Here is a 26,081-nt window from a genome sequence, read left to right as displayed (position 1 = left end):
ACACGGATGCGGCGTGACTGATCAGTCTCTAGCCAATTCAATGGCCGTTTACGTTTTTTAACGTGAATTATCGGAAATTCAGGACATAACCCATAGCGATACGGTTTCTTTCCTGCTAGTTTCCGCGCCTCCAACAAAGTCAACAGGAGTACCCGATGATCAAACACGCTTGGTTCAAAACCACCCTGGCCGTAGCCGTAGCCAGTGCCTCCTGCCAGTTGATGGCCAACGGGTTGGCCATCAACGAGCAAAGCGTCAGCGGCATGGGTACCGGTTTCGCTGGCCGCTCCTCCTCCGCCCAGGATGCCAGTACCGTGTTTGGTAATCCGGCGGGTATGTCGCGCCTGGATCGCGCCGAGATCAGTGGTGGTTTTGCGGCGATCAAAGCTAGCACCGATATCGACGCTGCCAGTCCAAACCCTGCCACTGGTACGAATCTTGTCCAGGGCACCAACAAGGGTGATATCGCGCCCGAGGCAGCTGTTCCGTTCGCCTATTATGTTCGCCCCCTCAACGACAAGTGGCATTTCGGCCTTGGCCTCTATGTCCCGTTCGGTGTGATCAGCGATTATGAAAGCACTTCTCAGGGCCGGGATCTCGGTCTCTACAGCAAGGTGCAGGTGATGACACTGCAGCCGACACTCAGCTACCGTATCAATGACCGCGTAGCCGTCGGTTTCGGCCCAACCATCAACAAGATCGACGGCAAGCTGACCAGCAACCCCATCGCGGTCCTTGGCTCCCCCGCTGAGGTAAACATCAAGGGTGATGATATCGGCTACGGCTTCAACGCGGGTATTCTGGTAGATGTAACCGACCGCCTGGCCTGGGGCTTCACCTATCACTCCAAGGTGGAATACGAACTGGAAGGACGGATCCGTAACACCGGCTTCCCTCCGGTTGCGCCCATGCCGGCCAATGGCAGCCACAAGGCCACTCTGGATTTCACCTCGCCCGAGTCGGCTGATACCTCGGTCACTTACAAGGCCAACGACAAATGGACTCTGTATGCCGGTGCCACCTGGACTCGCTGGAGCCAGCTGGATAGCATCGTAGCGGAGCTCAAGCAGCCTCTACCGGGCTTTTCCGAAGTGAGTGAAGACCTGAATTGGGACGACACCTGGTCCTATGCCATCGGTGTTGCCTATCAGCTCAACCCATCCTGGGTACTGCGCAGCGGCTTCACTCTTGACGAGTCCCCCACCAGCAACGCCGATCGCACCGTGCGCATTCCGGTGAGCAACCGTAAGATCGTATCGCTGGGCGCAGGCTGGAATATCGACCAAGACTGGACCCTGGACTTCGCTTACGCCTACCTGCGCGAAAGCAAAGGACGGGTAAACCAGACCAACCACGCAACAGGCACCCAGTACGCCGCCGAATATCGCAACAGCGCCCACGGCGCCGGTGTGCAGGTAACCCACCGCTTCTGATCCTTCAGGCGGTAAAAGAAAAGGCCCCGGTTGCTTCCAACCGGGGCCTTTTTCTTCCAGCTCAGATTACATCAGTGAGCGATGGCACCTCCTGCTCCACGGGGCACACGGATATCTTCGATCAGGTGCTGAATCTCCTCCGGCGGCGCCTTGGTAACCGAGGCTACAGCGACAGACGCGATGAAGTTGAAGATCATTCCCAAGGTACCGATCCCTTCTGGCGAGATACCGAACCACCAGTGTTCAGCGGTATCCAGCTCAGGACTGATGAATTTGAAGAACACGATATAACTGAAGGTAAAGACCAGACCCACCGCCATACCGGCAATCGCACCTTCCTTGTTCATCCTCTTGGAGAAGATGCCCATCACAATGACCGGGAAGAAGGACGCCGCCGCCAGACCGAAGGCAAAAGCCACCACCTGCGCCACGAAGGCTGGTGGGTAAATCCCGAACAGGCCGGCGACGATCACCGCGACCCCCGCCGCAACGCGCGCTGCCAATAGCTCGCCCTTCTCGCTGATATCCTTCTTGAAATTACTCTTGAGCAGGTCATGCGAGATGGAAGTCGAAATAACCAGCAATAGACCTGCCGCAGTAGACAGCGCCGCGGCCAGACCACCAGCGGCAATCAGGGCCACCACCCAGCCTGGCAGGTTGGCAATCTCGGGATTGGCCAGAACCATGATGTCACGGTCCACATACAGTTCAGTTTCCGCTTCGGTCGGGGCGTTGCTTATCAGCCGCTCCCCGTTCGCACCACGCTCATTGGTAAACTGCGGAGCGCCAGCAAAAGGAGCACCTGCACCGTACTGAATGACACCGTCACCGTTCTTGTCCTGCCACGCAATCAGTCCGGCGTTCTCCCACGTCTTGATCCATTGCGGAGCCTCTTCATAAGCCACGCCAGGCACGTTGGTCAGCAGGTTGATGCGGGCAAAGGCAGCTACGGCAGGAGCAGTGGTGTACAGAATTGCGATGAACAACAGAGCGTAACCTGCTGATTTACGGGCATCACGAACCGTTGGTGTGGTGAAGAACCGGACAATCACATGGGGCAGACCCGCTGTACCTACCATCAAGGCCATGGTGATGGCGAACACGTCGATGGTGGACTTGGTGCCGTCGGTGTAAGAAGTAAAACCTAGCTCTGCACCAAGACCATTAAGACGATCCAGCACCGAGGTATCGGTGCCGGTCACGGTGTCACCAAAACCGAACTGCGGAATGGGGTTGCCCGTGATCAGGATGGAAATGTAGATAGCCGGGACCATATAGGCAAAGATCATCACGCAGTACTGCGCCACCTGCGTATAGGTAATGCCCTTCATCCCGCCCAGCACGGAGTAGAAGAACACGATGGCCATGCCGATGATGACGCCCATGTTGATATCGATCTCCAGATAACGGGAGAAGACAATACCTACCCCGCGCATCTGACCCGCCACATAGGTGAAGGAGATGAAGATCACACAAATCACCGCTACCACCCGTGCCGTTTGCGAGTAATAACGAGTACCGACGAACTCCGGCACCGTATACCGGCCGAACTTGCGCAGATAGGGGGCGAGACACATCGCCAGCAGCACGTAACCACCCGTCCAGCCCATCAGATACACACTACCGTCGTAACCGGTGAACGAGATGATACCCGCCATGGAGATGAAAGAGGCCGCCGACATCCAGTCAGCCCCGGTTGCCATGCCGTTGGCGATGGGATGAACGCCTTTGCTGGCGACGTAATACTCGCTGGTACTGCCAGCGCGGGTCCAGATCGCGATGGCTATATACAGCGAAAAAGTCGCCCCCACCATAAGATAAATCAGCGTTTGGGTTTCCATATGCAAGGCTCCTGATTGTTATTCTTCGTGGAGGTCGTACTTGCGATCAAGTTTGTTCATCTTCAACACGTAGATCAGGATCAGCACCAGGAAGCCATAGATGGCGCCTTGCTGGGCAAACCAGAAACCAAGTGGAAAACCAAAAAACTGGATTTGATTGAGTGCATCTACGAACAGAATGCCTGCGCAGAAAGATACGACGAACCAGATGACCAACAAGGTGATCATCAACCGCAGGTTCTCCTTCCAGTAGGCTCGGGCTGCGTCTTCTTTGGATAAAGACATGACTGTCTCCTATTGTTGTTTTTATATTGCAGCTTAAAACTAGCATTAGGATGAGCAGAACGAGACTAAGACTTTGGTATAAACAGGAGAAATATCGTCGAGGCTGGGTGGTCAACCCTCCGGGTTAGCGGCATACACCGTGCGATTGCGACCTTCATTTTTTGCCCGGTACAGCGCTTCATCCGCCAGCGTAAAGATCTCATCCACCTCACCCTGCAGCGACGCCAGGCCGATACTCGCAGTGACAACAATAATGCTGCCTTCATGCTCAATGGCGCTGCGCTCGATAGCCAGGCGCAGGCGCTCCGCGATAGCCAGAGCACGCTCATGCCCGGCATCGGGCAACAACACGACGAACTCCTCTCCACCCAGGCGGCCCGCGATATCGTTCTGCCGCAGCATACTGCGCATCAGTTGCGCCAGATGTATCAGCACCTTGTCCCCTGCCGCGTGACCGTAGGTATCATTGATACTCTTGAAATGATCCAGATCCAGAACCAGCAGCGCGCCATCAGCAAGCCCCTGCCCAGCGCGACGAAGTTCCCGCTCCATACCTTGCAGAAACGCTCGCCGGTTTGCCAACCCGGTCAAGGGATCGGTTGCCGCCAGCCGCTCCAGATTGCGCTCATGCTCCCGCCGCTCGGTTATGTCTGTGACGATCCAGAGTTTTCCGGCATCGGTATCCTTGATCCGGATGGGGATCTGATTGATCTGCAGTGTGCGCCCATCCGCCATGATCAGCTCGCTGATGCGTCGATTACCCTCGCGTCTCTCCTCAGGCGGAGCCGCTTCCGACTGCAGATCGAGCAACTGGTAAAAGCGGCCTCGTTCGGTACCGGTGAGCGAGTCGGGCGGCATCTCCAGACCAAACAGATCACAGAGAGCCTGGTTGACGACCAGAATTTTGCCATCGGCATTTTCCAGCAATACGCCGCCGGGGAAATGCTTGATTACCTCGATCAGGCGGACGCGAGCGGCGGAAAGCGCGATTTCCATCTGTCGACGCTCGGTGATGTCGATGAGAGTCCAGATAATGTCTCCATCGAGCCGCTCAGCATCAAGCAGCGTGCCGTGGATGCTGAACCAATGAAGCTGGCCATTGGCATCAGGGAAGGGATGCTCCGCCTCTACTGCGCCTTTGTTCTGACGCAGCAGTTCAACCTGTTCCAACAAGTCGTCAGCACCTTCTTCACCGCCCTGTAGCTGACGGAAAGGAATACGTTTTAGTGGGCGCCCACCGGCAAATAGCTCCTTCGCCCGGCGGTTGGCCAGGCGTATCCGGTGATCCGGCCCCACGAGCAAAATGGCCGCGGCGTTATTATCCAGCAAGGCGTTACGCAGCTGGGCTTCTGTCACTCGCTGGCTGATATCGCTCTGCGTGCCGAGTACCCGCTTGCCTTTCTCGTCCTCCACCGCCCTGCCCCGGATTTCAGTCCACAACCAATCGCCGGTGGCTGTACGAAGACGCAACTCCAGACGGAACATTTCTCCCCTGGAAACCTCATTGATCACCTTATCCAGAGAAGCTCTGTCGTTAGGGTGCACCTGTTCGTACCAATGCGCGAAAGTCGTTGCGCGGTCATCGTGCTCATGCCCCAGCATCCGCATGCAACGCTCATCGAAATACAGGGTGTCATCCACCAGATGCCATTCCCAGAGCCCGTCATGTACCGCATCGATGGTCAGGCGCAGCCGCGCCGTGCTGTCGCGCAATCTGTCATTGATCGCATGCTGGCGGCTTATATCGTGAATATAGCCATGCCAGAGAACGCTGCCGGCGACGTCCGGCTGCGGGTTGGCATAACCAGCAACCCAGCGGATTTCGCCATTGGGGAATAACAGTCTGAACTTGATGTCCCAAGGGGTCAGTTGTGCAGCCGACTCGGCAATAAGAGCAATCGCCTCGGGCCGGTCTTCCGGGTGGATGATGTCGAATATCTCAGGCAGATCCTTGATTACCTGTGCGGGCGAGAGTCCAATCAAAGTCTCGATACCCTGGCTGATATACACCATCTCGGACGTGCCATCAGGCCATCGACGGAATTGATAAACCGCGCCGGGCACTTGGGCTAACAACCGGCTCAAACGCTCCTCGTTCCAAGCCAGATTCCGCTGTTCGAAACGCAGTCGCCCCATCAGCACGGCGATTGATAGCGCCGCCAGGAGAATTGCCAGCGTGCTGACCGCAGTCCAGAACCGGCTCTTGGTGAAACGGTCAGTAACCGGTGACAGCGCCGTCTCTCGATCCAGGCCGACGCTGATCGCGAGCGGATAGTCATCGACCCAGCGCCAGGCATAATCACGATTGATACCATCCCAGGCGGGAGCCAAGCGGTATTTGCCACCACCCGCCCCCGTGGCCATGCTGGCCTGCAACGCACCGGATACCTGGTTCCCTATGATCTCGTCCTGCCGGGTTGAGCGAGCCAGATAATAGCTGCGCTCATTAAACAACAGCGCAACGTCACTGCCAGTATGGGGAAGACTTTCTGGAAATAGCGAGAAATAAAGGTAGGCGATACCGATACCACCAAAACACCGGCAAATACACCTTCACTCCGCAACGGCTGTGCGAACTGAATGGACCATTTGCCTGATAAACGCCCAAGCACCGGATCACTGATATACAGCCCCGATGCTGGCGCACGCCCTTCGGCATGTACGCGAAAATGCTCCCGGTTGGCGATCGAGATCGGCGTCTGTGCGTTTCCTCCTGAGGGTGCCAGAGTGCTGTAAATAATCTCTCCGGTAGAGTCAGCCACCGATACCTGAAGGATGGTGCCATCTTCATAGGTATCGATGGCGGTTCTGACCGCCGCATCAAACTGATCCAGGCCATCAAGATATTGCGCGACCAGGCTATCACCCAGGTAGTCCAGGCCAGCCATCAACACGTGGATCTGCATCGCCAGTGCTTCGGAGGTCTGCTCTGCCCGCAACTCCAACTGCTGCTCGGCATAAGCCAGCTGCGATCGTTGGTTCTCAATCAGCAGCCACCAGTACGCCATGAGAATGAGCACCAGAACCGAGACTGCAATCCAGAGCGGGCCTGATGGTCGTGCCATAGCCGGCTCGCTTTCAACTCTACCGATTTCGCCCATTTATGCTTCCTGCCGCAAACAGCTTACAGTATAGGTGCTATTCGCGCTCTTAAGCAGCAGGCATCAGCAGAGCCTCCGGAGCGGTTGCTCCGGAGATGCCTACCCTTTATTGAGTAGTGTCTGTTCCGGTCGCAGGTGCTGTGCTGTTCATCCCGTCATCCGCAGGCTGCCCCATATTGCTTTGCGGCTCAGCCGATGGCGGCATGGCATTTTCTTCATTGGTACGATCATTGTCATCTGGACCACAGCCAGCCAGCATCAAAGCAAAGGCAGGAACCAACAAGTACGTCAGTCGCATAAAGGACTCCTTCTCATGATTGAAAATAGTGCGTTGGGTTTGACCGGACGTCATGAGGTAAGTGCAGATTAGTTTGCAGGAAAATGGCTGAAGGAGTATCGGAACGGGACCATCAAAAACAACAAAGCCCCGATCAACGGAGCTTTGGGAGGGGAAAAGTGGCGGAGGGCTGCCAAGCCATGGGCTACGCGACGGGGAGACCCCCGCACGCTTCAGGCAAACAAATGACCAGGCTGAAAGGCCGGTAGCCAACGTCGTTGCCCGCCCCGGCCCAAACCAAGTCGATACTACCTCCGATCTCGGCCAGGCCACTGCGTACTGCATCCATACCCACGCCACGGCCGGACACCATGGACACTTGCCCCGCGGTGCTCAGGCCGGAGTGGAACATAAGCTCAGCAATCTCGTCGTCGCTGACTACTTCATCGTCTCGCAACAGCCCTGCCCCGATAGCTTTGCTACGTAGGCGTTGCAAAGCCAGGCCGCGTCCATCGTCGCTGACACGCAAGGTGATGTACTTTCCGTCTGTGCCCCCATCGACATGAACAGTACCAGCGCCAGGCTTGCCCATTGCCAGGCGCTCGGCGGCCGGCTCAATACCATGATCGAGACAGTTACGCAGTATATGCACCATTGCGTCACTCAGCCGTTGGGCTTGTTTGTTACTCAGATGACAATCAGCCAGTGCCGGGCCGATGATCAACTGCGGCGCAGGCTTGTCCAGCTCATTGGCAATTCCGCTCAAGCTCTCCCCCAACGCGCTCAGCATGGCGTTGAGGTTGCTGCCGCTGGCCTGTTGCAGTAGCGCCAGTAGCTCGCTGTCTCGACGCTGGCTGGCCAGTTGTTCCAGTTGCTGCCATAGAGTATTGCTGACGATCTGCGTATCCCGGTCGCGGCCAAATCCTTGCAGGCGGCTGGTATAGAGCAAGTGGTACTGGCTGAAGTCATGGCTGACCTGATGCAAGGCTTGTTGCAGTGCGCTGACTGACACGTCAGCCCCCGAATCACGGCTGGCCTGTAGAACCTGCTCGGCATCATGCAGGCTGTCGGTCACAGCCATCAGCCCCAGAGTCCGGGCATTCCCTTTGATGGTGTGCAGTTGGCGGTACAGGATGGTCTGGGCCTCATCAGCAATCACGTCCTGAGTGCTGTCGAGCAACTGTCGGCAAACAGCCAGTTGCTGTTCACTGGCATCCATGAAAGCGGTGAAACGTGATTCACCAGCAGCGAGGATTTCACTCAGGATCTGCAATTCATGCTGCTGTTGATCGGCCTGCTGTTGCAGTTCGCGCATGCGGCTGAGGTCGCGTACGACCAGCATCAGGCGGCTGACTTCGTCCTGCTCATTCAGCATCGGGTTCCAATGCAGCTCGAGAATCTTGCGCTGACCGGCAAGCGTGACCGTGACTTCTGTCGGCAGCAGATGGGCGTTGCAGTCGAACATGAAGGCATCCTGTTCGAGCACAGCCATTAACGCTGCTTCGATCTGCTGCAGGGCGTCCGGGCCGAGTTCGCTGTGCTTGAATAATGTATCCATCAGCGCAGCCCCTGCCAGCTCCTCCTGCTCCAGAATACTGGACAGGTGCGCGGAGAAGTCGGTGTGCAGGGTCAAGTCCGGCAGAATGGTACAGATCCCCTGTCGCATGTTTTGCAAGACAGCCTGGATCTCGCGGTTTTTTTGATCCAGCTCGGTATTATGCTGACGAATGATCTCCATCTGCTGCTCGTGGGCCATTTCCACCAGCGCAGACGCACGAATGAAACCAATATAACGACCGCCTGCGGTAATCAGCACCCCTTCTGTGCCGGGCACAGCATGGGCGGCCTGCAGTACCTGCTCGATAGTGGCGTCGATCTCCGCACTCGGGCAGGACGTCAGGAAACTGTCCAGTTGACGAGGCTGCCCGCGGTTGGACAGTAGTGCCATACCGTAACGGGAATAGACATAGCTCTTCAGACTCCGCTCGCGGATCAGCCCCAGCGGGGTACCGGCCAAGTCAAGAACAGGAAAAAAGTGTTCTTGCTGATGGCCACGAAACACTTCCAGCACCTGCAGCATGTCACTCTCGATGGACACCGGCCGAATGGTTTCCAGCGCCCGGTGGATCGATGCTGTACCGTAATCCCGCAGTTGGTGCAGTCGATCCTCGGGAGTATAGAAGCGGCGTTCTTCAGTAGTATTTTCAGTCATGCCCGACGTCTTGCTATCCAGGCTGTGGGGACTGCTCAGTGCGGCGGTATTGGGCGTCATTTCCGGGCTACCAGGTCATGTATTTGATGGCATAGTAATACCACTACATTTCCGCTACGTGACAGGCTGATGGAGTTCGCCCTATTGGCCATAAGCCATCATTTTGCCCTTGCGGTCATCAAAGTGACATCACCCGCTGTTTAGCATGACGGCCTGTCAAACTTCCTGATCATTTCAATGAGGTGCCGGCTGTGTTTCTCGTAACCCTGCTGCTGTTGCAGACCGTGTTGTTGGCTGGGGTGGGTTGGTATTACTACCAGCAGCGTCGGTGTTTGATCGTCCTGACGGATAAGCAACGCACCATACTGACAGAGCTGACAACGTTGGCGGCCAGCAATCATGAGCAGACAGCGCAATTGCAGTCTCTGAAGACCCGGGAGCGGCAACTGTTGCAGCAGATCGATGCTCAACAGCACGATCACGACCAGCAACTGTCAGCCCTTCGTGAGGAACGAGATAACGCTCATGGCTTGCAGGACGGTCGCTATCAGGCCGTGCAGGAGCAGTATCAGCAGGCACAGCAGCTCAATCGGCAGTGGCTTGATCTGGGTGACGATATTGATCGGCTCGGGCAGATTGTGCACGCCTTTGATCGCTGGAATGGTCGCCTGGATGAACTCATGGCACACAACCAGGCCATGCAGAGTGAAAGCCAAGAGTTCACCGGTATCGTCAAACAGACCATTCTGCTGGCTCTGAATGCCAGCATTGAGGCAGCACGGGCCGGTGAGAATGGGCGCGGGTTTGCAATTGTTGCCGATGAGGTTCGGATACTGGCGCATCGCTCTGAGGCGCTGAATGACGGTTATCGCCAGCGCCTGCTGCAAAATGCGGTGATCACCACCGGTACCTTCCAGGATATCCAGGCGGCCAGCCGCATGATCCATACCGCAATTCAGGATATTCGACAGAACCTGGGGCGCCTGAGTGAGCAGTCGCGGCAGCAACCATCTTCCCTGGCCGCTTGAGTACATTCCCATGATCAGCGCACAGACCAGCGAACAGCTACTCACCCTGCTCAGCACCAGTGTATCGGGCTGCGTCACCAGCCTGAGTGGCGTGCATCCGGTATCCACCGACGACTGGATGTCCCAGCAGCACTGTGAGGACGCCCGACTGATCATGTTGACCTTGAGCGGTTACAACTTTCGGAGCCTGATCTGTCTATCGGCGGACAACACCGAGGCCACCACCGCGATGGACGATGACCACCTTCAAGAATTGGCCAATAACCTGTGTGGCACCTTCAAACGCCAACTGAGCCAGAGCATCCCCGAACTGGGTATGTCGACCCCCAGTGCCCTACCGTTAGGATGCGTGGCCTATTTGCAGGAAGACGGCGCTCCGGCACTGGCGGTACGCTGTGTCGATGCCAATGGCATAGTCCTGCATGCCTGTATGGTGCCGCTGCAGGTCGGTGAAACATGGAGCCTGTCGTCACTGGAGTTGAACACGCCCGAGCCCCAGGCACTGGGCGAACTCGAATTATTCTAGGCCGTCACCGGCCAAAAGCAGTACCTGGATTCATTCAGCGCATTCACAGGAGAATGTCATGTCACTTGTTCTGGTTGTCGATGATTCAGCCACCGTGCGCAACGATGTTGCGGGCTTCCTCCAACAAAACGGTTTGCAGGTGGTCACTGCTCAGGATGGCCGTGAAGGGCTGGAGCAGTTGAAGCGCCATCAGGGTATCAGCCTGGTGATCTGCGACGTCAACATGCCTAATATGGATGGTCTGACCATGGCCGAAAAATCCCGCAGTGAACTGCGCAGCTCGGCGCCCATCATCATGCTGACGACCGAAAGCTGTCCCAAAATGAAGGAACGTGGCAAGGCTGCTGGCGTCAAGGGGTGGATCGTCAAACCCTTCAATGGGCCGAGCACCATTGGCGCAATCCGCAAGCTGGCGTCAGCCTGAGATCAAGAGGTGGGTATCCCCTTAAAAGATGGGAAACGGTCAAGCGGTGATGATTAGTGGTACAGAAGATCACAAAAACAACAAAGCCCCGGAGTGCGGGGCTTTGAGGGCATAATGTGGCGGAGGGACAGGGATTCGAACCCTGGGAAGGCTTTCACCTTCGCCGGTTTTCAAGACCGGTGCATTCAACCGCTCTGCCATCCCTCCACGGCGGGCAATACTACCGGAAACTCGTAGGCAGTCAATGGAAAAAGACGCATCAGGTAACGTTTTTAGAACCTGCCGGTGTTGCCAGGTCGATATGAACGGGTATGATCACGAAGAAGGATGTCCGTACTGCAACCACTGGAGCCAATGAACCATGCAAATGCAACAGCGCAACACACTGCAACATACAGGGGTAAGTGAGGTAGAGGTCAGCAAGCTGTTCCGCAACACCTACTCGCTGCTCGCCATGACCCTGGCATTCAGTGCTCTGGTCGCCTTCACTTCCATGAGTCTCAATCTGCCCCACCCGGGTCTGATTATTACCCTGGTCGGCTTTTATGGTCTGCTGTTCCTGACGGCCAAGTTGCGCAATTCCGGTTGGGGCTTGATCAGCACCTTCGTCTTTACCGGTTTCCTGGGATATACCCTCGGCCCTATCCTCAATGCCTATCTGTCGTTGCCCAACGGCGGCCAGTTGGTCACCATGGCTCTGGGCATGACAGCGCTGGTGTTTTTCGGTCTGTCCGCCTATGCGATCCTGAGCCGCAAGGACTTCAGCTTCCTGTCTGGCTTCATCATGGCCGGCTTCGTCGTCCTGCTGTGCGCTGTGGTCGCCAGCTTCTTCATTCAGATCAGCGGGCTTCAGCTGGCTATCTCTGCGGGCTTTGTGCTGTTTTCGTCCGCGGTCATTCTGTACCAGACCAGCGCCATCATCCATGGTGGTGAAGACAACTACATCATGGCGACCATCACCCTGTTCGTATCGATCTACAATCTGTTCCTGAGCCTGCTGCAGTTGCTGGGCATTTTCAGCAACGACTGATTCAGCGGTTTTGGTTATACTCCGGAGGCTCGCCAGTTGGCGGGCCTTCTTTGTTTTCACTGGGTCGGATTCATGAAATTTGCCATTGCCCTGTTAGCTGGCCCGCAAGACCCGGCGGCTCGAAGCGCACTCGAATTTGCGCGGGCCGTTTTGTCTTCCGGACACCAGATCAGCCATTTATTCTTCTATCGCGAGGCGGTTCATCTCGCCTCGCTGCTTGGCGTCCAGCCGCAGGATGAGCAGGATATTACAGCCGAGTGGCGTCAATTCATTACCGAGCATCGATTGGACGCCGTCGTCTGCATTGCGGCCGCCCTCAGGCGTGGCGTGCTCGATAAGGCTGAAGCACAGCGCTGGGAGCGCCCCGCGGCCAATACCGCTGCCCCCTGGGAACTATCAGGGCTTGGGCAATGGGTAGATGCTCTGCAGAGTGCCGATCGAGCCGTGACCTTTGGAACCTGACATGAAAAGCCTGTTGATCATCAGTCGCCATGCCCCCACTCGGCACGCCGCCCGTGAGGCCCTGGATGTGGCGCTTGCCGCAGCCGCTTTTGATGTGCCTTGCGGTATTCTGTTCATGGACGATGGGGTCTTTCAATTGATGCGGGGCCAAGACGCCGCCCAGATAGGCCAGAAATCGCTGGCCGCGAACCTGCAAGCCCTACCGCTATTTGGCGTGGAGGATGTCCTGGTGTGTCAGCATTCGCTCGGGGAGCGAGGCCTGCAGGCCAGCCAATGCCTGTTGGAAACGCGTGTTGTGAACAACGCTGAGATTGCCACGCTAATTGAACATTACGATCAGATCCTGACGCTCTGACCTGTCCATAGGATGTCCCCATGCTGCACATACTCCGTCACTCGCCGCATGCCGATTCCCGGTTCGCCAGTTGTCTGCGGGCGATCAATGCCGACCAGAGCTTATTGTTGATTGAAGATGCGGTCTATACGCTGTTACCTGGCACGTCCGGCCGCAATGCACTGGAATACCTACCCGCAAGCGTAAGCCTGTATACATTGGAGAGCGATCTGCTGGGCCGGGGCGTCGCTCTGGATGATATTTCCAGCCGCATCGAGGTGATCGACTATCAGATGATGGTGGCTTTGTGTACGGAGCATGCCAAGGTGGTGAGTTGGTGAGCCTGTTGGTGGACGGGCGAGAAGTGGCGCTCGACAAGGACGGGTTCCTGGTTGATCTCGCAGACTGGTCCGATGATGTTGCCCAAGCCTTGGCGGAGCAGGAAGGTCTGGAGATGACAGCAGCTCACTTCGAAGTGATCCATGCTCTGCGTCGGTTTTACGCTCAATACCAGCTCTCCCCCGCCATGCGCCCGCTGGTCAAGTACATTGCTCAGGAGCTGGGCAAGGACAAGGGAAGCAGTCTCTATCTGTTATCACTGTTCCCGGGCAGCCCCGCCCGACTAGCCAGCAAGCTGGCTGGACTGCCAAAACCGGATAATTGCCTTTGATCGACACCTCCTATCTGCACAGCATCCTCGGCTGGGCTCTGGCGGGGTTCTACTGGCTGCTCACTGCCTCCGTCACTATTCGCATCATCGCCCAGCGCCGTCCGGTCAGCGTCACCCTTGCCTGGCTGCTCGTCATCTATATCCTGCCTTTTCTCGGCGCAGCGCTGTATCTCCTGATTGGTGAGCTCAATCTCGGCCGGCAACGTGCGGCTCGCTCCACCGCCATGGTCGAACCTTACCTGACCAACCTCACCACCCAATTTCAGGACAGTAGCTCTCCCCTCCCCGGCGGGGATCTGAGCTTGGCGATCAACCGCCTGATGACGACGCAGGTGGGCATCGGCGCGCTCAGTTACGAAGGTCTGGAGATTCTCGACACCCCCGAAGACATATTCGCACGTGTGATCCAGGATATTCGTAACGCGCAGCAATGCATTGTATTGGAAACCTATATCTGGCATCCGGGCGGGCTGGTCGATGACGTAGCCCGGGAGCTGATCGCCGCCAGCCTGCGTGGTGTCGAGGTGAAGCTGCTTATCGATCATGCCGGCAGCCGCGGCTTTTTCCGTTCTGTCTGGCGTACGGCCATGGTGCAGGCGGGCATCAAAGTGGTTCCAGCATTACCGGTTCGCCTGCTCCGCGCTCTGGCCCAGCGGATAGATTTACGGCTGCATCGTAAGTTAATCGTGATCGATGACCTGATTGCCTACACCGGATCGATGAACATGGCCGATCCCGCTCATTTCAAGCAGGAAGCGCAAGTAGGCCAATGGATTGACATGATGCTGCGTTTGGATGGCGAGGCGGCTGCGGGATTGGCAAAAGTATTCGCCTGGGACTGGGAAGTCGAAACCGGAGAGCGTTGTTTCCCCTCCCTCGCCGACAGGGCTGGCTTGCCAAGCCAGTGGTTGACGATCATCCCCTCCGGCCCCGGCTTGGGTAACCTGATCAACCAGACAGTATTGGCGAGCATCTACCGCGCCAATAAGAGCATCATCATCAGCACCCCCTATTTCGTGCCGTCGGAAGCAGTACTGGAAGCATTGTGCCAAGCGGCGAACCGGGGTGTGGAAGTCAAGTTGCTGCTGCCGCGCAAGAACGACTCTCTGATGGTAGGCTGGGCCAGCCGCTCCTATTTTGACGTCCTGCTCGAAGCTGGCGTGCAAATCCTGCTGTTTGACGGCGGGCTATTGCACACCAAAGCGATGTTGATGGATGAGAAGCTGGCACTGGTCGGCAGCGTCAACCTGGATATCCGCAGCTTTCAGCTCAACTTCGAACTGACCGTTGCTCTCTTCACCCCGGATAGCTGTACTTCCATCGGGGCGCTGCTACGCCGTTATGAGATATCCAGCGAACGTCTGCAGCCCGAGCGCTGGGCCTTGCGTGGCAAAGCCCCCAGAGCCCTGGAGCGGCTGATGTTCTTTATGAGCCCCTTGCTGTAGAACGTCTCATGCAGCCATGCGACGACACTCTTCGGCGCACTCATGGCACAGCGCAGCGCAGTCCTGGCAGTGTTCTGCATCATGTTTGGCGCACTCTTTTGCGCAATCATCGCAAATTTTCGCACACAGATTGCAGAATGCTCCGGCATAAACACTTTCGCGCGCCATGAGCGCCGCCGCCATACGGCATGCATCGGCGCAATCTCTATCCAGACGTATGCAGTCAGCCATCATTGCCACGTTGTTTTCCTGAAGGCAGGCTGACGCACAGGTTTCGCATGCGACCGCACACTTGTTGCAAGCTCGGATACACGCCTCGAATTCTGTATTCATGGGGTAAACCTCCACGTGAACATAATTTAAGTCGGGACACTCCATAGAGACTATCCTGCCCTAAGCTTGTTCAGACAATCAGGCAGGCTAATCGCAACGTAAGATTCACAGAAGTTGAATAATCAGTGCGAAGAGGCCTAGAAACAGCCAAAAAGCCGAGAATAGCCAGGGCGTTCGCTTGGAGAATATCAGCGCCTTGCTTTGTCCCTGGTAGGAAGATTCCCAGCTCGAAAAAAGCGGGGCGTCGTCATAAGCCGGACCTATTTCTGGCTGGCAGCTCAAAAGATCCGTCTGCTTCCGATGCCAGTGGTTAATAATATCGCAGGCCGCCTGAATCCCCGGCCAGGCACTCATTGAACTCAACACACCAAAGAGCGCTAACATCGGAGGGATTATCAAAGTAAATATCGGCCCCCATTCCGGATTCGTATTGGCCATCGACGAGGCATAAGCAATTACGAGAAACGATTGGGCAGTCAGATAGGCGTTGGTCCGAGCAGATAAATTGTTCGCCTCATGGTGAATCTCTTTGCGGTAGAAATCCAGACGGTCCTTCGGCGAGACAAACATCTTCATATCCAGCCCTTCCATCATTGGTGGCGGAGTACAAGACGTGATAATCATCGAGCTTTCTCCCATAACCGATCTCTCAGGTTTGAATAGAAGCTGGGGAGCAAGTTCAACGCAAAAGGCGAACGGCAAGACGACGATTTCAGGCCAAAAAAAACCCCGCCAGCTGGCGGGGTTTCTTATTTGAAGCTTGACGATGACCTACTCTCACATGGGGAGTCCCCACACTACCATCGGCGATGCATCGTTTCACTGCTGAGTTCGGAATGGGATCAGGTGGTTCCAATGCTCTATGGTCGTCAAGCAATTCGGTTGTCGCGTGGGTGTTGAGTCCACACAACGAAAGGGTGGGAAAAGTGATAGTCATTTAACAAGGAGGTTACTGTAATCTCGTGCCGTTCCAGCTTGTCGTTCAATCAATGTGTCAGGCCATGGCCCAAATTGTTTGGGCGTTATATGGTCAAGCCACACGGGCAATTAGTACTGGTTAGCTCAACGCCTCACAACGCTTACACACCCAGCCTATCAACGTCGTAGTCTTCGACGGCCCTTCAGGGGGATCAAGTCCCCGGTGAGATCTCATCTTGAGGCAAGTTTCCCGCTTAGATGCTTTCAGCGGTTATCTTTTCCGAACGTAGCTACCCGGCAATGCCACTGGCGTGACAACCGGAACACCAGAGGTTCGTCCACTCCGGTCCTCTCGTACTAGGAGCAGCCCCTCTCAAATCTCAAACGTCCACGGCAGATAGGGACCGAACTGTCTCACGACGTTCTAAACCCAGCTCGCGTACCACTTTAAATGGCGAACAGCCATACCCTTGGGACCGGCTTCAGCCCCAGGATGTGATGAGCCGACATCGAGGTGCCAAACACCGCCGTCGATATGAACTCTTGGGCGGTATCAGCCTGTTATCCCCGGAGTACCTTTTATCCGTTGAGCGATGGCCCTTCCATACAGAACCACCGGATCACTAAGACCTACTTTCGTACCTGCTCGACGTGTTGGTCTCGCAGTCAAGCGCGCTTTTGCCTTTATACTCTACGCACGATTTCCGACCGTGCTGAGCGCACCTTCGTACTCCTCCGTTACTCTTTAGGAGGAGACCGCCCCAGTCAAACTACCCACCATACACTGTCCTCGATCCGGATAACGGACCAGAGTTAGAACCTCAAAGTTGCCAGGGTGGTATTTCAAGGTTGGCTCCACGCGAACTGGCGTCCACGCTTCACAGCCTCCCACCTATCCTACACAAGCAAATTCAAAGTCCAGTGCAAAGCTATAGTAAAGGTTCACGGGGTCTTTCCGTCTAGCCGCGGATACACTGCATCTTCACAGCGATTTCAATTTCACTGAGTCTCGGGTGGAGACAGCGCCGCCATCATTACGCCATTCGTGCAGGTCGGAACTTACCCGACAAGGAATTTCGCTACCTTAGGACCGTTATAGTTACGGCCGCCGTTTACCGGGGCTTCGATCAAGAGCTTCGCCGAAGCTAACCCCATCAATTAACCTTCCGGCACCGGGCAGGCGTCACACCCTATACGTCCACTTTCGTGTTTGCAGAGTGCTATGTTTTTAATAAACAGTTGCAGCGGCCTGGTATCTTCGACCAGCCAGAGCTTACGGAGCAAGTCCTTCACCCTAGCCGGCGCACCTTCTCCCGAAGTTACGGTGCCATTTTGCCTAGTTCCTTCACCCGAGTTCTCTCAAGCGCCTTGGTATTCTCTACCTGACCACCTGTGTCGGTTTGGGGTACGATTTCTAGTTACCTGAAGCTTAGAGGCTTTTCCTGGAAGCATGGCATCAACCACTTCGTGTTCTAAAAGAACACTCGTCATCAGTTCTCGGCCTTGAGATCCCGGATTTACCTGAGATCTCAGCCTACCACCTTAAACACGGACAACCAACGCCGTGCTGGCCTAGCCTTCTCCGTCCCCCCATCGCAGTAACCAGAAGTACGGGAATATTAACCCGTTTCCCATCGACTACACCTTTCGGTCTCGCCTTAGGGGTCGACTCACCCTGCGTCGATTAACGTTGCGCAGGAACCCTTGGTCTTCCGGCGTGGGAGTTTTTCACTCCCATTGTCGTTACTCATGTCAGCATTCGCACTTCTGATACCTCCAGCCAACTTCTCAATTGACCTTCACAGGCTTACAGAACGCTCCTCTACCGCACATCCTAAGATGCACCCGTAGCTTCGGTGTATGGTTTGAGCCCCGTTACATCTTCCGCGCAGGCCGACTCGACTAGTGAGCTATTACGCTTTCTTTAAAGGATGGCTGCTTCTAAGCCAACCTCCTAGCTGTCTAAGCCTTCCCACATCGTTTCCCACTTAACCATAACTTTGGGACCTTAGCTGACGGTCTGGGTTGTTTCCCTTTTCACGACGGACGTTAGCACCCGCCGTGTGTCTCCCGTGCTCTGCACTCACTGGTATTCGGAGTTTGCATGGGGTTGGTAAGTCGGGATGACCCCCTAGCCCAAACAGTGCTCTACCCCCAGTGGTGATACACGAGGCGCTACCTAAATAGCTTTCGAGGAGAACCAGCTATCTCCGAGCTTGATTAGCCTTTCACTCCTATCCACAAGTCATCCGCTAACTTTTCAACGGTAGTCGGTTCGGTCCTCCAGTGCCTGTTACGGCACCTTCAACCTGCCCATGGATAGATCGCCCGGTTTCGGGTCTATACCCAGCGACTAAACGCCCTATTAAGACTCGGTTTCCCTACGCCTCCCCTAGACGGTTAAGCTCGCCACTGAATATAAGTCGCTGACCCATTATACAAAAGGTACGCAGTCACCGAACAAGTCGGCTCCCACTGCTTGTACGCATACGGTTTCAGGATCTATTTCACTCCCCTCACAGGGGTTCTTTTCGCCTTTCCCTCACGGTACTGGTTCACTATCGGTCAGTCAGGAGTATTTAGCCTTGGAGGATGGTCCCCCCATGTTCAGTCAACGTTTCACGTGCGCCGACCTACTCGATTTCACGGCAAAGAGTCTTTCGTGTACGGGGCTATCACCCACTATGGCCGCCTTTTCCACAGCGTTCCACTAGACTCAATACCGCTTAAGGGCTGCTCCCCGTTCGCTCGCCACTACTTGGGGAATCTCGGTTGATTTCTTTTCCTCCGGGTACTTAGATGTTTCAGTTCCCCGGGTTCGCCTCACACACCTATGTATTCAGTGTGTGATACCCAACTTATGTTGGGTGGGTTTCCCCATTCAGAGATCTCCGGATCAAAGGTCGTTTGCCACCTCCCCGAAGCTTTTCGCAGGCTACCACGTCTTTCATCGCCTCTGACTGCCAAGGCATCCACCGTATGCGCTTATTCACTTGACCATATAACCCCAAACAATCTGCTTGCGCCGATTGCTCAAAGCCTATGTCTTGACATGATTTCACGACAATCCGGAACTTGCACTTGAGATTACAAGTTACCTTAGCCATAACGTGTGCAGTGAAACACCCGTTATGTCTTGTCTTACTTCTATCACTTTTCCACATTGTTAAAGAGCGACTGATCAAAGATCAGACATCAATCATCCCGTCATAAACCTGCGGGATCATTCATGTATGAACTCTTATCGAGTACCGGCGATGGCAGCTGCTGTCCTGGTGGAGCCAAGCGGGATCGAACCGCTGACCTCCTGCGTGCAAGGCAGGCGCTCTCCCAGCTGAGCTATGGCCCCGTTCAGACCTGACACCTCGACAATTGGTGGGTCTGGGCAGATTCGAACTGCCGACCTCACCCTTATCAGGGGTGCGCTCTAACCAACTGAGCTACAGACCCAATTATCTCGGCCTGCTACCTGTTGCGTTAAAGCTACAGACCTAATCGCCTTTCTTTCGGAATCAAGTAATTCGTGTGAGTGCTTGAAAAAGCGTGTGATCTTTCGATTAAGGAGGTGATCCAGCCGCAGGTTCCCCTACGGCTACCTTGTTACGACTTCACCCCAGTCATGAATCACACCGTGGTAACCGTCCTCCCGAAGGTTAGACTAGCTACTTCTGGTGCAACCCACTCCCATGGTGTGACGGGCGGTGTGTACAAGGCCCGGGAACGTATTCACCGTGGCATTCTGATCCACGATTACTAGCGATTCCGACTTCATGGAGTCGAGTTGCAGACTCCAATCCGGACTACGAGAGACTTTATGGGATTAGCTCCACCTCGCGGCTTGGCAACCCTTTGTATTCCCCATTGTAGCACGTGTGTAGCCCTGGCCGTAAGGGCCATGATGACTTGACGTCATCCCCACCTTCCTCCGGTTTGTCACCGGCAGTCTCCTTAGAGTGCCCACCATAACGTGCTGGTAACTAAGGACAAGGGTTGCGCTCGTTACGGGACTTAACCCAACATCTCACGACACGAGCTGACGACAGCCATGCAGCACCTGTGTCAGAGTTCCCGAAGGCACCAATCCATCTCTGGAAAGTTCTCTGCATGTCAAGGCCAGGTAAGGTTCTTCGCGTTGCTTCGAATTAAACCACATGCTCCACCGCTTGTGCGGGCCCCCGTCAATTCATTTGAGTTTTAATCTTGCGACCGTACTCCCCAGGCGGTCAACTTAGTGCGTTAGCTGCGCCACTAAGAACTCAAGGTTCCCAACGGCTAGTTGACATCGTTTACGGCGTGGACTACCAGGGTATCTAATCCTGTTTGCTCCCCACGCTTTCGCACCTCAGTGTCAGTATCAGTCCAGGTAGTCGCCTTCGCCACTGGTGTTCCTTCCTATATCTACGCATTTCACCGCTACACAGGAAATTCCACTACCCTCTACCGTACTCTAGCCCAGCAGTTATGGATGCAGTTCCCAGGTTGAGCCCGGGGATTTCACACCCATCTTACTGAACCACCTACGCGCGCTTTACGCCCAGTAATTCCGATTAACGCTTGCACCCTCTGTATTACCGCGGCTGCTGGCACAGAGTTAGCCGGTGCTTATTCTGTCGGTAACGTCAAAACTTCAGGGTATTAGCCTAAAGCCCTTCCTCCCAACTTAAAGTGCTTTACAATCCGAAGACCTTCTTCACACACGCGGCATGGCTGGATCAGGGTTGCCCCCATTGTCCAATATTCCCCACTGCTGCCTCCCGTAGGAGTCTGGACCGTGTCTCAGTTCCAGTGTGACTGATCATCCTCTCAGACCAGTTACGGATCGTCGCCTTGGTGAGCCATTACCTCACCAACAAGCTAATCCGACCTGGGCTCATCTGATAGCGCAAGGTCCGAAGATCCCCTGCTTTCTCCCGTAGGACGTACGCGGTATTAGCGCCCGTTTCCGGACGTTATCCCCCACTATCAGGCAGATTCCCAGGTGTTACTCACCCGTCCGCCGCTAAATCCGGGAGCAAGCTCCCTTCTTCCGCTCGACTTGCATGTGTTAGGCCTGCCGCCAGCGTTCAATCTGAGCCATGATCAAACTCTTCAGTTAAAAACTGCATGGGTTTTGAGAAAACCCTAAACTTGGCTCAGCTTACTAAACTCATGAATTCACGAGTTACTTGTAGGCTGATAATCTTGCGATCATCACGACATCCACAAGCACCCACACGAATTACTTGATTCCAATTTGTTAAAGAGCGATTCGGTCCGCGTTTCCGCTTAACCAAGGCCGCGCATTCTACGCCAACCTTATGATCTGTCAAGCTTTTTTTGTGAGGCTTTGCAGCGCTGCACCGCTTGACACATCGGCCTGGAACGTTGCTGCTGTTCCGGGCCAGGGAGGCGCATTCTACAGGAGTCATACCCCGTGTCAACGCCTTCCTGAAAATCCTTTCTCACCCTGAAAAAGCGATGCTGCCGGCCTCTTCAGTGAGCGGCGCATTCTACGCCGTTTCGCTTGCCTGTCAATAGCGTAGCGCTAAATTGATAGCTCTACCCAAGTGGGCGCATGATCGCTGGCTTTCGGCTCATCGCGCACCCAGAGATCCACCCCGCCGCCGGTCAATCGCTCAGTCAGCTGCGGACTCAGTAACAAGTGATCTATCCGCAACCCCGAGTTGGTTTTCCAATGCTGGCGAAAATAGTCCCAAAAGGTGTAGATACGCTGACCTGGATAGAGACTGACCAGCGCATCGGTCCAGCCACGCTTCAATAAGCGCTGGTAGCACTCGCGGGTTTCTGGCTGAAGCAGCGCGTCATTTTTCCAGGAGCGGGGATTATAGATATCGGCATCCGTCGGCACCACATTGTAGTCGCCTGCCAGTACCACTGGATGTCCCGCCTTGAGCAAAGTGTCAGCATGCTCAATCAACCTATTGAACCAGGCAAGCTTGTAGTCGAATTTAGGGCCTGGCTGCGGATTGCCATTGGGCAGGTAAAGGCAGCCTACGATCACCCCTTCCACTACCGCTTCTATATAGCGGCTCTGCCCCGGGTCAGGATCACCTGGCAACCCGCGCCGACTTAATAGAGGCTCAACTCCCCTGGCCAGTATTGCCACTCCATCCCAGGATTTCTGGCCGTGCCATACCGCCTCATACCCCGCCCCCCGGATAACATCAACGGGAAAGACATCGTCTGCCGCTTTCAACTCCTGCAGACATACGATCTCCGGCTCCTCGCGCGATAGCCACTGCAACAGAGCCGGCAAGCGGGCACGAATGCCATTGATGTTGAATGTCGCTATCTTGAGGGTGCGCATCGCCCTTCACCTTGAATCATGCTTCTAGGTATCGGAACGAGAAGACCGCGCTTTAGTTCCTTCAATGACCATGCCCCCTAACGGAACCGCGCAAAACCAAGCTGCATTGCGCGAATAAAAATCGGAAGGGACATCGCAAGAGACACCGATTATCTACCGGCCAGGATTGAGAGAATTCGCGAATAATCGGGCATAAAAAAACCCAAGCATGAATGCTTGGGTTTTTAGGGATTTTTGGTCGGGACGGAGTGATTCGAACACTCGACCCCTTGCACCCCATGCAAGTGCGCTACCAGGCTGCGCTACGCCCCGATCATGCTTTACGGTTCCTGCCAAAGCGGGACGAACTATACATTAACTAACTGAAATGCGAAAGGTTTTTTTCACGCTTTAGCTTATTTTGTCTTCAATACCTGCAGCACTTCTTCCAGCTCGGCGATGGTCTGCCGGATGAGCTGTTTGTAATGACTACCATCGTCCTTGGCTTCATCACCAGAGAGTCTTTGGCGGGCGCCACCGATGGTGAAACCCTGATCATAAAGCAATGCTCGGATCTGACGAATCATCAACACATCCTGGCGCTGATAGTAACGGCGATTACCGCGACGCTTGACCGGTGACAGCTGCGGAAACTCCTGCTCCCAGTAGCGCAGCACGTGTGGTTTGACGGCACAGAGCTCGCTAACCTCACCGATAGTGAAGTAGCGCTTTCCCGGGATTGCCGGCAGTTCGTTGTTATGGCTGGGTTCCAGCATAGGCTTCTACTCGGGCCTTGAGTTTCTGACCGGGGCGGAAGGTGACCACGCGCCGGGCCGTTATAGGTATTTCTTCGCCGGTCTTGGGATTGCGACCAGGGCGCTGACGCTTGTCGCGCAGGTCAAAATTGCCAAAACCGGACAATTTGACCTGCTCGTTGCTTTCGAGCGCATTGCGGATCTCTTCAAAAAACAGTTCTACCAGCTCCTTGGCTTCACGCTTGTTGAAGCCAAGCTCCTCGTAGAGACGTTCCGCCATTTCTGCTTTTGTCAGAGCCCCCATAGCAATCCTATTTCCGTAGTGTGGCGTTGAACCTTTGCTCCAATGACCCGAGCACCTTGTCCATAACTGCATTCACTTCTTCGTCAGTAAGAGTGCGCGATGAATGCTGTAAGGTCAAGCCGATTGCCAGACTTTTACTTTGGGGATCAATACCTTTCCCTTCATATACATCAAAGAGCCTGAGGTTTTTCAGGAACTCACCGGCCTGCTCGCGGATATCCGCCATCAGGTCGCCGGCAGCGACTCCCTTATCCACCAGGACCGCGATATCACGTCTGACTTCAGGGAAGCGGGAGAGTTCGCTGAAGCGCGGCAGCCGGCCTTCGACGATATTCTCCAGGCTCAACTCGAAGGCAAATACCGGACCTTGCAGGTCCAGCTCAGTTACCAGTTGCGGGTGCAGTGCGCCGAGCCAACCGACAACCTTGCCGTCACGCATGATGCGCGCGCACTGACCCGGATGCAGCGCGGGGTGTTCCGACGGCTCGAAATCAAAGGATGCCAGCGCGCCCCCCTGCCCCAGCACCGCCTCGACATCGCCCTTCACATCGTGAAAGTCCAGCTTGTCGCTACTATTAGCCCAGCCTTCGGGCAGTCGCGAACCACAGGCGATGCCTGACAACATGGGCTCCTGCAGCAACTCGCCGTTCGCTTGGGGCACGAAGCGCAGGCCACTCTCGAACAAGCGAACCCGTGATTGCTGGCGGTTCTGGTTATGCTGCACCGCTTTGCTCAGGCCCGGCCACAGGGAAGTACGCATGACTGCCATATCGCTGGAGATGGGGTTGGCCAGCGCCAGGGGCTCACTTTGCGGATCGAACAGTTTGTTCAGGCCCGGCTCGACAAAACTGTAGGTGATCGCTTCCTGGTATCCACGCGCGACCAACAGACGCCGCAGAATCGGCAATTCACCTCGGGTTTCCGGCTTGGCGGTGAGGCTCAATGCAGCAGTCGGAGCGCTGACCGGCAGGCGGTTGTATCCATACAGGCGGGCCAGCTCTTCGATCAGGTCGATTTCCAGCGAAATATCGAAGCGATGGCTGGGTACATCCACCTGCCACTCGTCTTCGCCCCTGGCCGCGATGGCCAGTTCCAGGCCGCAGAGATAGGCTTCGACTTCCGCCGGGGCGATCTCCAACCCAAGCATCTGCGTCACACGCTCGTTACGCAAAGTAATACTCACCGGCTTCGGCAGATATGCCGGCTCGATCGCTTCCACGACCGGGCCAGCTTCACCACCCACGATATCCAGCAACAGCGCAGTAGCGCGCTCAGCCGCTTCACGTTGCAATTGCCAGTCGACACCACGCTCATAACGATGGGAGGCATCGGTATGCAAACCGTAGTTGCGGGCCTTGCCGGCGATCGCAATATTGTCGAAGAAAGCGCTTTCCAGGAACAGGTCGGTAGTGCTGTCATTGACACCACTGTGCTCACCACCCATGACGCCAGCCATGGCCAGGGGGCGCTCATGGTCGGCAATCACCAGCGTATCGCTGCGCAGACTGATTTCCTGGCCGTCGAGCAGCACCAGCTTCTCACCCTCCTCAGCCATGCGCACCCGGATGCCACCGCGAATCTGCGCCAGATCGAAAGCATGCAGCGGCTGGCCCAGCTCCAGCATGACGTAGTTGGTAATATCCACTACAGCGTCAATGCTGCGAATATCGCTACGGCGCAGGCGCTCGACCATCCACAACGGTGTCGGGCGAGAAAGGTCGACATTGCGAATGACACGACCGATATAACGCGGGCAAGCCGCGGGAGCCAAAAGCTCAACCGCGCGGATCTCATCATGACTGGCCGGGACGGCATCGATTACCGGGCGGCTGACCGGCGCTGCGTAGTTAGCGCCCACTTCGCGGGCCAGACCAGCGATGGACAAACAGTCGCCACGGTTAGGCGTCAGGTCGACCTCGATGATCGCATCATCCAGGCCCAGATATTCACGCACATCTTGACCAGTCGGCGCATCGGCGGGCAACTCGAACAGGCCGTCGTGATCGTCCGACAGCTTGAGCTCGGATGCCGAGCACAGCATGCCGAAGGATTCGACGCCACGCAGCTTGGCCTTCTTGATCTTGAAGTCGTCGCCGAGCACGGCACCAACCATGGCGAAGGGAATCTTGATGCCAGCACGGGCGTTTGGCGCACCGCACACCACCTGGAATTCCTCGCTGCCGTTACTGACACGGCAGACACGCAGCTTGTCCGCATCGGGATGCTGCTCGGCGGCTAGAATCTCCCCCACCACCACGCCGCTGAACACACCGGCAGCCGGCGTTACGCTGTCCACTTCGAGACCAGCCATGGACAGGCGCGCGACCAGATCGTCTCGGGAAACCTCCGGATTCACCCAGCTGCGCAGCCACTGTTCACTGAATTTCATGTTCTCTTCCTGCTATCAAAGGTTGCGA

Annotated in this window: 22 protein-coding genes, 4 tRNA genes and 3 rRNA genes; 10 read left to right on the top strand and 19 right to left on the bottom strand. The window is 55.7% G+C overall.

What is annotated here, in order from left to right; translation table 11 throughout:
- Nucleotides 1-158 precede the first annotated feature (158 nt).
- Nucleotides 159-1,433 (top strand): outer membrane protein transport protein, encoded by a 1,275-nt coding sequence (locus QAO71_RS07805; protein ID WP_036990381.1) that lies wholly within the window; start codon nt 159-161, stop codon nt 1,431-1,433.
- A 71-nt stretch (nt 1,434-1,504) separates the two neighbouring features.
- Here the strand turns inward: QAO71_RS07805 and QAO71_RS07800 are convergent, their stop codons facing one another.
- From QAO71_RS07800 to QAO71_RS07775, 6 genes are all read right to left on the bottom strand, one after another.
- The gene (locus tag QAO71_RS07800; protein WP_074781156.1) at nt 1,505-3,274 is read right to left on the bottom strand and encodes a sodium:solute symporter family protein; all 1,770 of its coding nucleotides are present in this window, start codon (nt 3,272-3,274) and stop codon (nt 1,505-1,507) included.
- Between the two features lie 18 nt (nt 3,275-3,292).
- Nucleotides 3,293-3,559, bottom strand: coding sequence for a DUF4212 domain-containing protein (locus QAO71_RS07795; RefSeq protein WP_036989967.1), 267 nt, complete (start codon nt 3,557-3,559; stop codon nt 3,293-3,295).
- A gap of 111 nt (nt 3,560-3,670) precedes the next feature.
- Nucleotides 3,671-6,013 carry a diguanylate cyclase gene (locus QAO71_RS07790; RefSeq protein ID WP_280165602.1) on the bottom strand — a complete coding sequence of 781 codons (2,343 nt, stop codon included), beginning with the start codon at nt 6,011-6,013 and terminating at the stop codon, nt 3,671-3,673.
- Nucleotides 5,956-6,660 (bottom strand): cache domain-containing protein, encoded by a 705-nt coding sequence (locus tag QAO71_RS07785; RefSeq protein ID WP_136869407.1) that lies wholly within the window; start codon nt 6,658-6,660, stop codon nt 5,956-5,958. Before QAO71_RS07785 ends, QAO71_RS07790 begins: the two co-directional genes overlap by 58 nt.
- A 106-nt stretch (nt 6,661-6,766) precedes the next feature.
- Nucleotides 6,767-6,958, bottom strand: a complete 192-nt coding sequence (locus QAO71_RS07780; protein ID WP_074781151.1) for a hypothetical protein — start codon at nt 6,956-6,958, stop codon at nt 6,767-6,769.
- A gap of 184 nt (nt 6,959-7,142) precedes the next feature.
- Complete coding sequence (locus QAO71_RS07775; RefSeq protein WP_074781149.1) at nt 7,143-9,209, bottom strand: ATP-binding protein; 2,067 nt, start codon at nt 9,207-9,209, stop codon at nt 7,143-7,145.
- 191 nt (nt 9,210-9,400) lie between these two features.
- Here QAO71_RS07775 and QAO71_RS07770 point away from each other — a divergent pair, with 191 nt between their 5' ends.
- Genes QAO71_RS07770 through QAO71_RS07760 form a run of 3 tightly spaced genes read left to right on the top strand, consistent with a single transcriptional unit; the run spans nt 9,401 to nt 11,127 of the window.
- Nucleotides 9,401-10,177 carry a methyl-accepting chemotaxis protein gene (locus QAO71_RS07770; protein ID WP_280165601.1) on the top strand — a complete coding sequence of 259 codons (777 nt, stop codon included), beginning with the start codon at nt 9,401-9,403 and terminating at the stop codon, nt 10,175-10,177.
- Nucleotides 10,178-10,187: 10 nt separating this feature from the next.
- Nucleotides 10,188-10,703 carry a hypothetical protein gene (locus QAO71_RS07765; protein WP_036989971.1) on the top strand — a complete coding sequence of 172 codons (516 nt, stop codon included), beginning with the start codon at nt 10,188-10,190 and terminating at the stop codon, nt 10,701-10,703.
- A gap of 58 nt (nt 10,704-10,761) precedes the next feature.
- Complete coding sequence (locus QAO71_RS07760; RefSeq protein WP_036989973.1) at nt 10,762-11,127, top strand: response regulator; 366 nt, start codon at nt 10,762-10,764, stop codon at nt 11,125-11,127.
- A 117-nt stretch (nt 11,128-11,244) separates the two neighbouring features.
- Here the strand turns inward: QAO71_RS07760 and QAO71_RS07755 are convergent.
- A tRNA-Ser gene (locus tag QAO71_RS07755) sits at nt 11,245-11,334 on the bottom strand.
- 160 nt (nt 11,335-11,494) lie between these two features.
- Here QAO71_RS07755 and QAO71_RS07750 point away from each other — a divergent pair.
- From QAO71_RS07750 to cls, 6 genes are all read left to right on the top strand, one after another.
- The gene (locus QAO71_RS07750; protein ID WP_036989975.1) at nt 11,495-12,157 is read left to right on the top strand and encodes a Bax inhibitor-1/YccA family protein; all 663 of its coding nucleotides are present in this window, start codon (nt 11,495-11,497) and stop codon (nt 12,155-12,157) included.
- Between the two features lie 72 nt (nt 12,158-12,229).
- Complete coding sequence (tusD, locus tag QAO71_RS07745) at nt 12,230-12,619, top strand: sulfurtransferase complex subunit TusD (RefSeq protein ID WP_036990383.1); 390 nt, start codon at nt 12,230-12,232, stop codon at nt 12,617-12,619.
- A gap of 1 nt (nt 12,620) precedes the next feature.
- Nucleotides 12,621-12,974 carry a sulfurtransferase complex subunit TusC gene (gene tusC, locus QAO71_RS07740; RefSeq protein ID WP_036989977.1) on the top strand — a complete coding sequence of 118 codons (354 nt, stop codon included), beginning with the start codon at nt 12,621-12,623 and terminating at the stop codon, nt 12,972-12,974.
- Nucleotides 12,975-12,994: 20 nt separating this feature from the next.
- Nucleotides 12,995-13,294, top strand: coding sequence for a sulfurtransferase complex subunit TusB (gene tusB / locus QAO71_RS07735; RefSeq protein WP_036989978.1), 300 nt, complete (start codon nt 12,995-12,997; stop codon nt 13,292-13,294).
- Entirely contained in the window at nt 13,288-13,623 is a 336-nt protein-coding gene (locus tag QAO71_RS07730) for a TusE/DsrC/DsvC family sulfur relay protein (RefSeq protein WP_136869406.1), read from the top strand. The genes tusB and QAO71_RS07730 overlap by 7 nt, the downstream gene beginning before the upstream one ends.
- Nucleotides 13,620-15,068 carry a cardiolipin synthase gene (gene cls, locus QAO71_RS07725; protein WP_051610900.1) on the top strand — a complete coding sequence of 483 codons (1,449 nt, stop codon included), beginning with the start codon at nt 13,620-13,622 and terminating at the stop codon, nt 15,066-15,068. The genes QAO71_RS07730 and cls overlap by 4 nt, the downstream gene beginning before the upstream one ends.
- Nucleotides 15,069-15,074: 6 nt before the next feature.
- Here the strand turns inward: cls and QAO71_RS07720 are convergent, their stop codons facing one another.
- The 12 genes from QAO71_RS07720 to pheT form a co-directional block, all read right to left on the bottom strand.
- The gene (locus QAO71_RS07720) at nt 15,075-15,401 is read right to left on the bottom strand and encodes a four-helix bundle copper-binding protein (RefSeq protein WP_074781228.1); all 327 of its coding nucleotides are present in this window, start codon (nt 15,399-15,401) and stop codon (nt 15,075-15,077) included.
- Between the two features lie 105 nt (nt 15,402-15,506).
- Nucleotides 15,507-15,995, bottom strand: coding sequence for a hypothetical protein (locus tag QAO71_RS07715; protein ID WP_036990386.1), 489 nt, complete (start codon nt 15,993-15,995; stop codon nt 15,507-15,509).
- 164 nt (nt 15,996-16,159) lie between these two features.
- A 5S ribosomal RNA gene (gene rrf / locus QAO71_RS07710) occupies nt 16,160-16,275 on the bottom strand.
- A 152-nt stretch (nt 16,276-16,427) separates the two neighbouring features.
- Nucleotides 16,428-19,318 (bottom strand): 23S ribosomal RNA (locus tag QAO71_RS07705).
- Between the two features lie 274 nt (nt 19,319-19,592).
- Nucleotides 19,593-19,668: transfer RNA gene (locus QAO71_RS07700), tRNA-Ala, on the bottom strand.
- Nucleotides 19,669-19,692: 24 nt separating this feature from the next.
- A tRNA-Ile gene (locus QAO71_RS07695) sits at nt 19,693-19,769 on the bottom strand.
- A 108-nt stretch (nt 19,770-19,877) separates the two neighbouring features.
- Nucleotides 19,878-21,414, bottom strand: a 16S ribosomal RNA gene (locus QAO71_RS07690).
- The 16S, 23S and 5S rRNA genes sit together here with 2 tRNA genes alongside, the layout of an rRNA operon.
- A gap of 429 nt (nt 21,415-21,843) precedes the next feature.
- Complete coding sequence (locus QAO71_RS07685) at nt 21,844-22,626, bottom strand: exodeoxyribonuclease III (RefSeq protein WP_280165600.1); 783 nt, start codon at nt 22,624-22,626, stop codon at nt 21,844-21,846.
- 235 nt (nt 22,627-22,861) lie between these two features.
- Nucleotides 22,862-22,938, bottom strand: a tRNA-Pro gene (locus QAO71_RS07680).
- An 83-nt stretch (nt 22,939-23,021) separates the two neighbouring features.
- Nucleotides 23,022-23,381, bottom strand: coding sequence for a MerR family transcriptional regulator (locus QAO71_RS07675; protein WP_036992242.1), 360 nt, complete (start codon nt 23,379-23,381; stop codon nt 23,022-23,024).
- Complete coding sequence (gene ihfA, locus QAO71_RS07670) at nt 23,362-23,664, bottom strand: integration host factor subunit alpha (protein WP_036992243.1); 303 nt, start codon at nt 23,662-23,664, stop codon at nt 23,362-23,364. The genes QAO71_RS07675 and ihfA overlap by 20 nt, the downstream gene beginning before the upstream one ends.
- Before the next feature lie 7 nt (nt 23,665-23,671).
- Complete coding sequence (pheT, locus tag QAO71_RS07665; RefSeq protein WP_280165599.1) at nt 23,672-26,053, bottom strand: phenylalanine--tRNA ligase subunit beta; 2,382 nt, start codon at nt 26,051-26,053, stop codon at nt 23,672-23,674.
- Nucleotides 26,054-26,081 lie beyond the last annotated feature (28 nt).

The sequence above is a fragment of the Halopseudomonas sp. SMJS2 genome, from assembly GCF_029866945.1.
In the GTDB taxonomy this organism is placed as follows: Bacteria; Pseudomonadota; Gammaproteobacteria; order Pseudomonadales; family Pseudomonadaceae; genus Halopseudomonas; species Halopseudomonas bauzanensis.
The sequence above is the reverse complement of the archived record's forward strand: the minus strand, read 5'-3'. Positions and strand labels throughout refer to the sequence as shown.

Bases quoted from the DNA above. Each gene is read 5' to 3' on its own strand.
- QAO71_RS07800 (WP_074781156.1), bottom strand. From the start codon at position 3,274: ATGGAAACCCAAACGCTGATTTATCTTATGGTGGGGGCGACTTTTTCG.
- QAO71_RS07795 (WP_036989967.1), bottom strand. From the start codon at position 3,559: ATGTCTTTATCCAAAGAAGACGCAGCCCGAGCCTACTGGAAGGAGAAC.
- QAO71_RS07785 (WP_136869407.1), bottom strand. From the start codon at position 6,660: ATGGGCGAAATCGGTAGAGTTGAAAGCGAGCCGGCTATGGCACGACCA.
- QAO71_RS07780 (WP_074781151.1), bottom strand. From the start codon at position 6,958: ATGCGACTGACGTACTTGTTGGTTCCTGCCTTTGCTTTGATGCTGGCT.
- QAO71_RS07775 (WP_074781149.1), bottom strand. From the start codon at position 9,209: ATGACGCCCAATACCGCCGCACTGAGCAGTCCCCACAGCCTGGATAGC.
- QAO71_RS07765 (WP_036989971.1), top strand. From the start codon at position 10,188: ATGATCAGCGCACAGACCAGCGAACAGCTACTCACCCTGCTCAGCACC.
- QAO71_RS07760 (WP_036989973.1), top strand. From the start codon at position 10,762: ATGTCACTTGTTCTGGTTGTCGATGATTCAGCCACCGTGCGCAACGAT.
- QAO71_RS07750 (WP_036989975.1), top strand. From the start codon at position 11,495: ATGCAACAGCGCAACACACTGCAACATACAGGGGTAAGTGAGGTAGAG.
- tusD (WP_036990383.1), top strand. From the start codon at position 12,230: ATGAAATTTGCCATTGCCCTGTTAGCTGGCCCGCAAGACCCGGCGGCT.
- tusC (WP_036989977.1), top strand. From the start codon at position 12,621: ATGAAAAGCCTGTTGATCATCAGTCGCCATGCCCCCACTCGGCACGCC.
- tusB (WP_036989978.1), top strand. From the start codon at position 12,995: ATGCTGCACATACTCCGTCACTCGCCGCATGCCGATTCCCGGTTCGCC.
- QAO71_RS07720 (WP_074781228.1), bottom strand. From the start codon at position 15,401: ATGAATACAGAATTCGAGGCGTGTATCCGAGCTTGCAACAAGTGTGCG.
- QAO71_RS07715 (WP_036990386.1), bottom strand. From the start codon at position 15,995: ATGATGGAAGGGCTGGATATGAAGATGTTTGTCTCGCCGAAGGACCGT.
- QAO71_RS07685 (WP_280165600.1), bottom strand. From the start codon at position 22,626: ATGCGCACCCTCAAGATAGCGACATTCAACATCAATGGCATTCGTGCC.
- QAO71_RS07675 (WP_036992242.1), bottom strand. From the start codon at position 23,381: ATGCTGGAACCCAGCCATAACAACGAACTGCCGGCAATCCCGGGAAAG.
- ihfA (WP_036992243.1), bottom strand. From the start codon at position 23,664: ATGGGGGCTCTGACAAAAGCAGAAATGGCGGAACGTCTCTACGAGGAG.
- pheT (WP_280165599.1), bottom strand. From the start codon at position 26,053: ATGAAATTCAGTGAACAGTGGCTGCGCAGCTGGGTGAATCCGGAGGTT.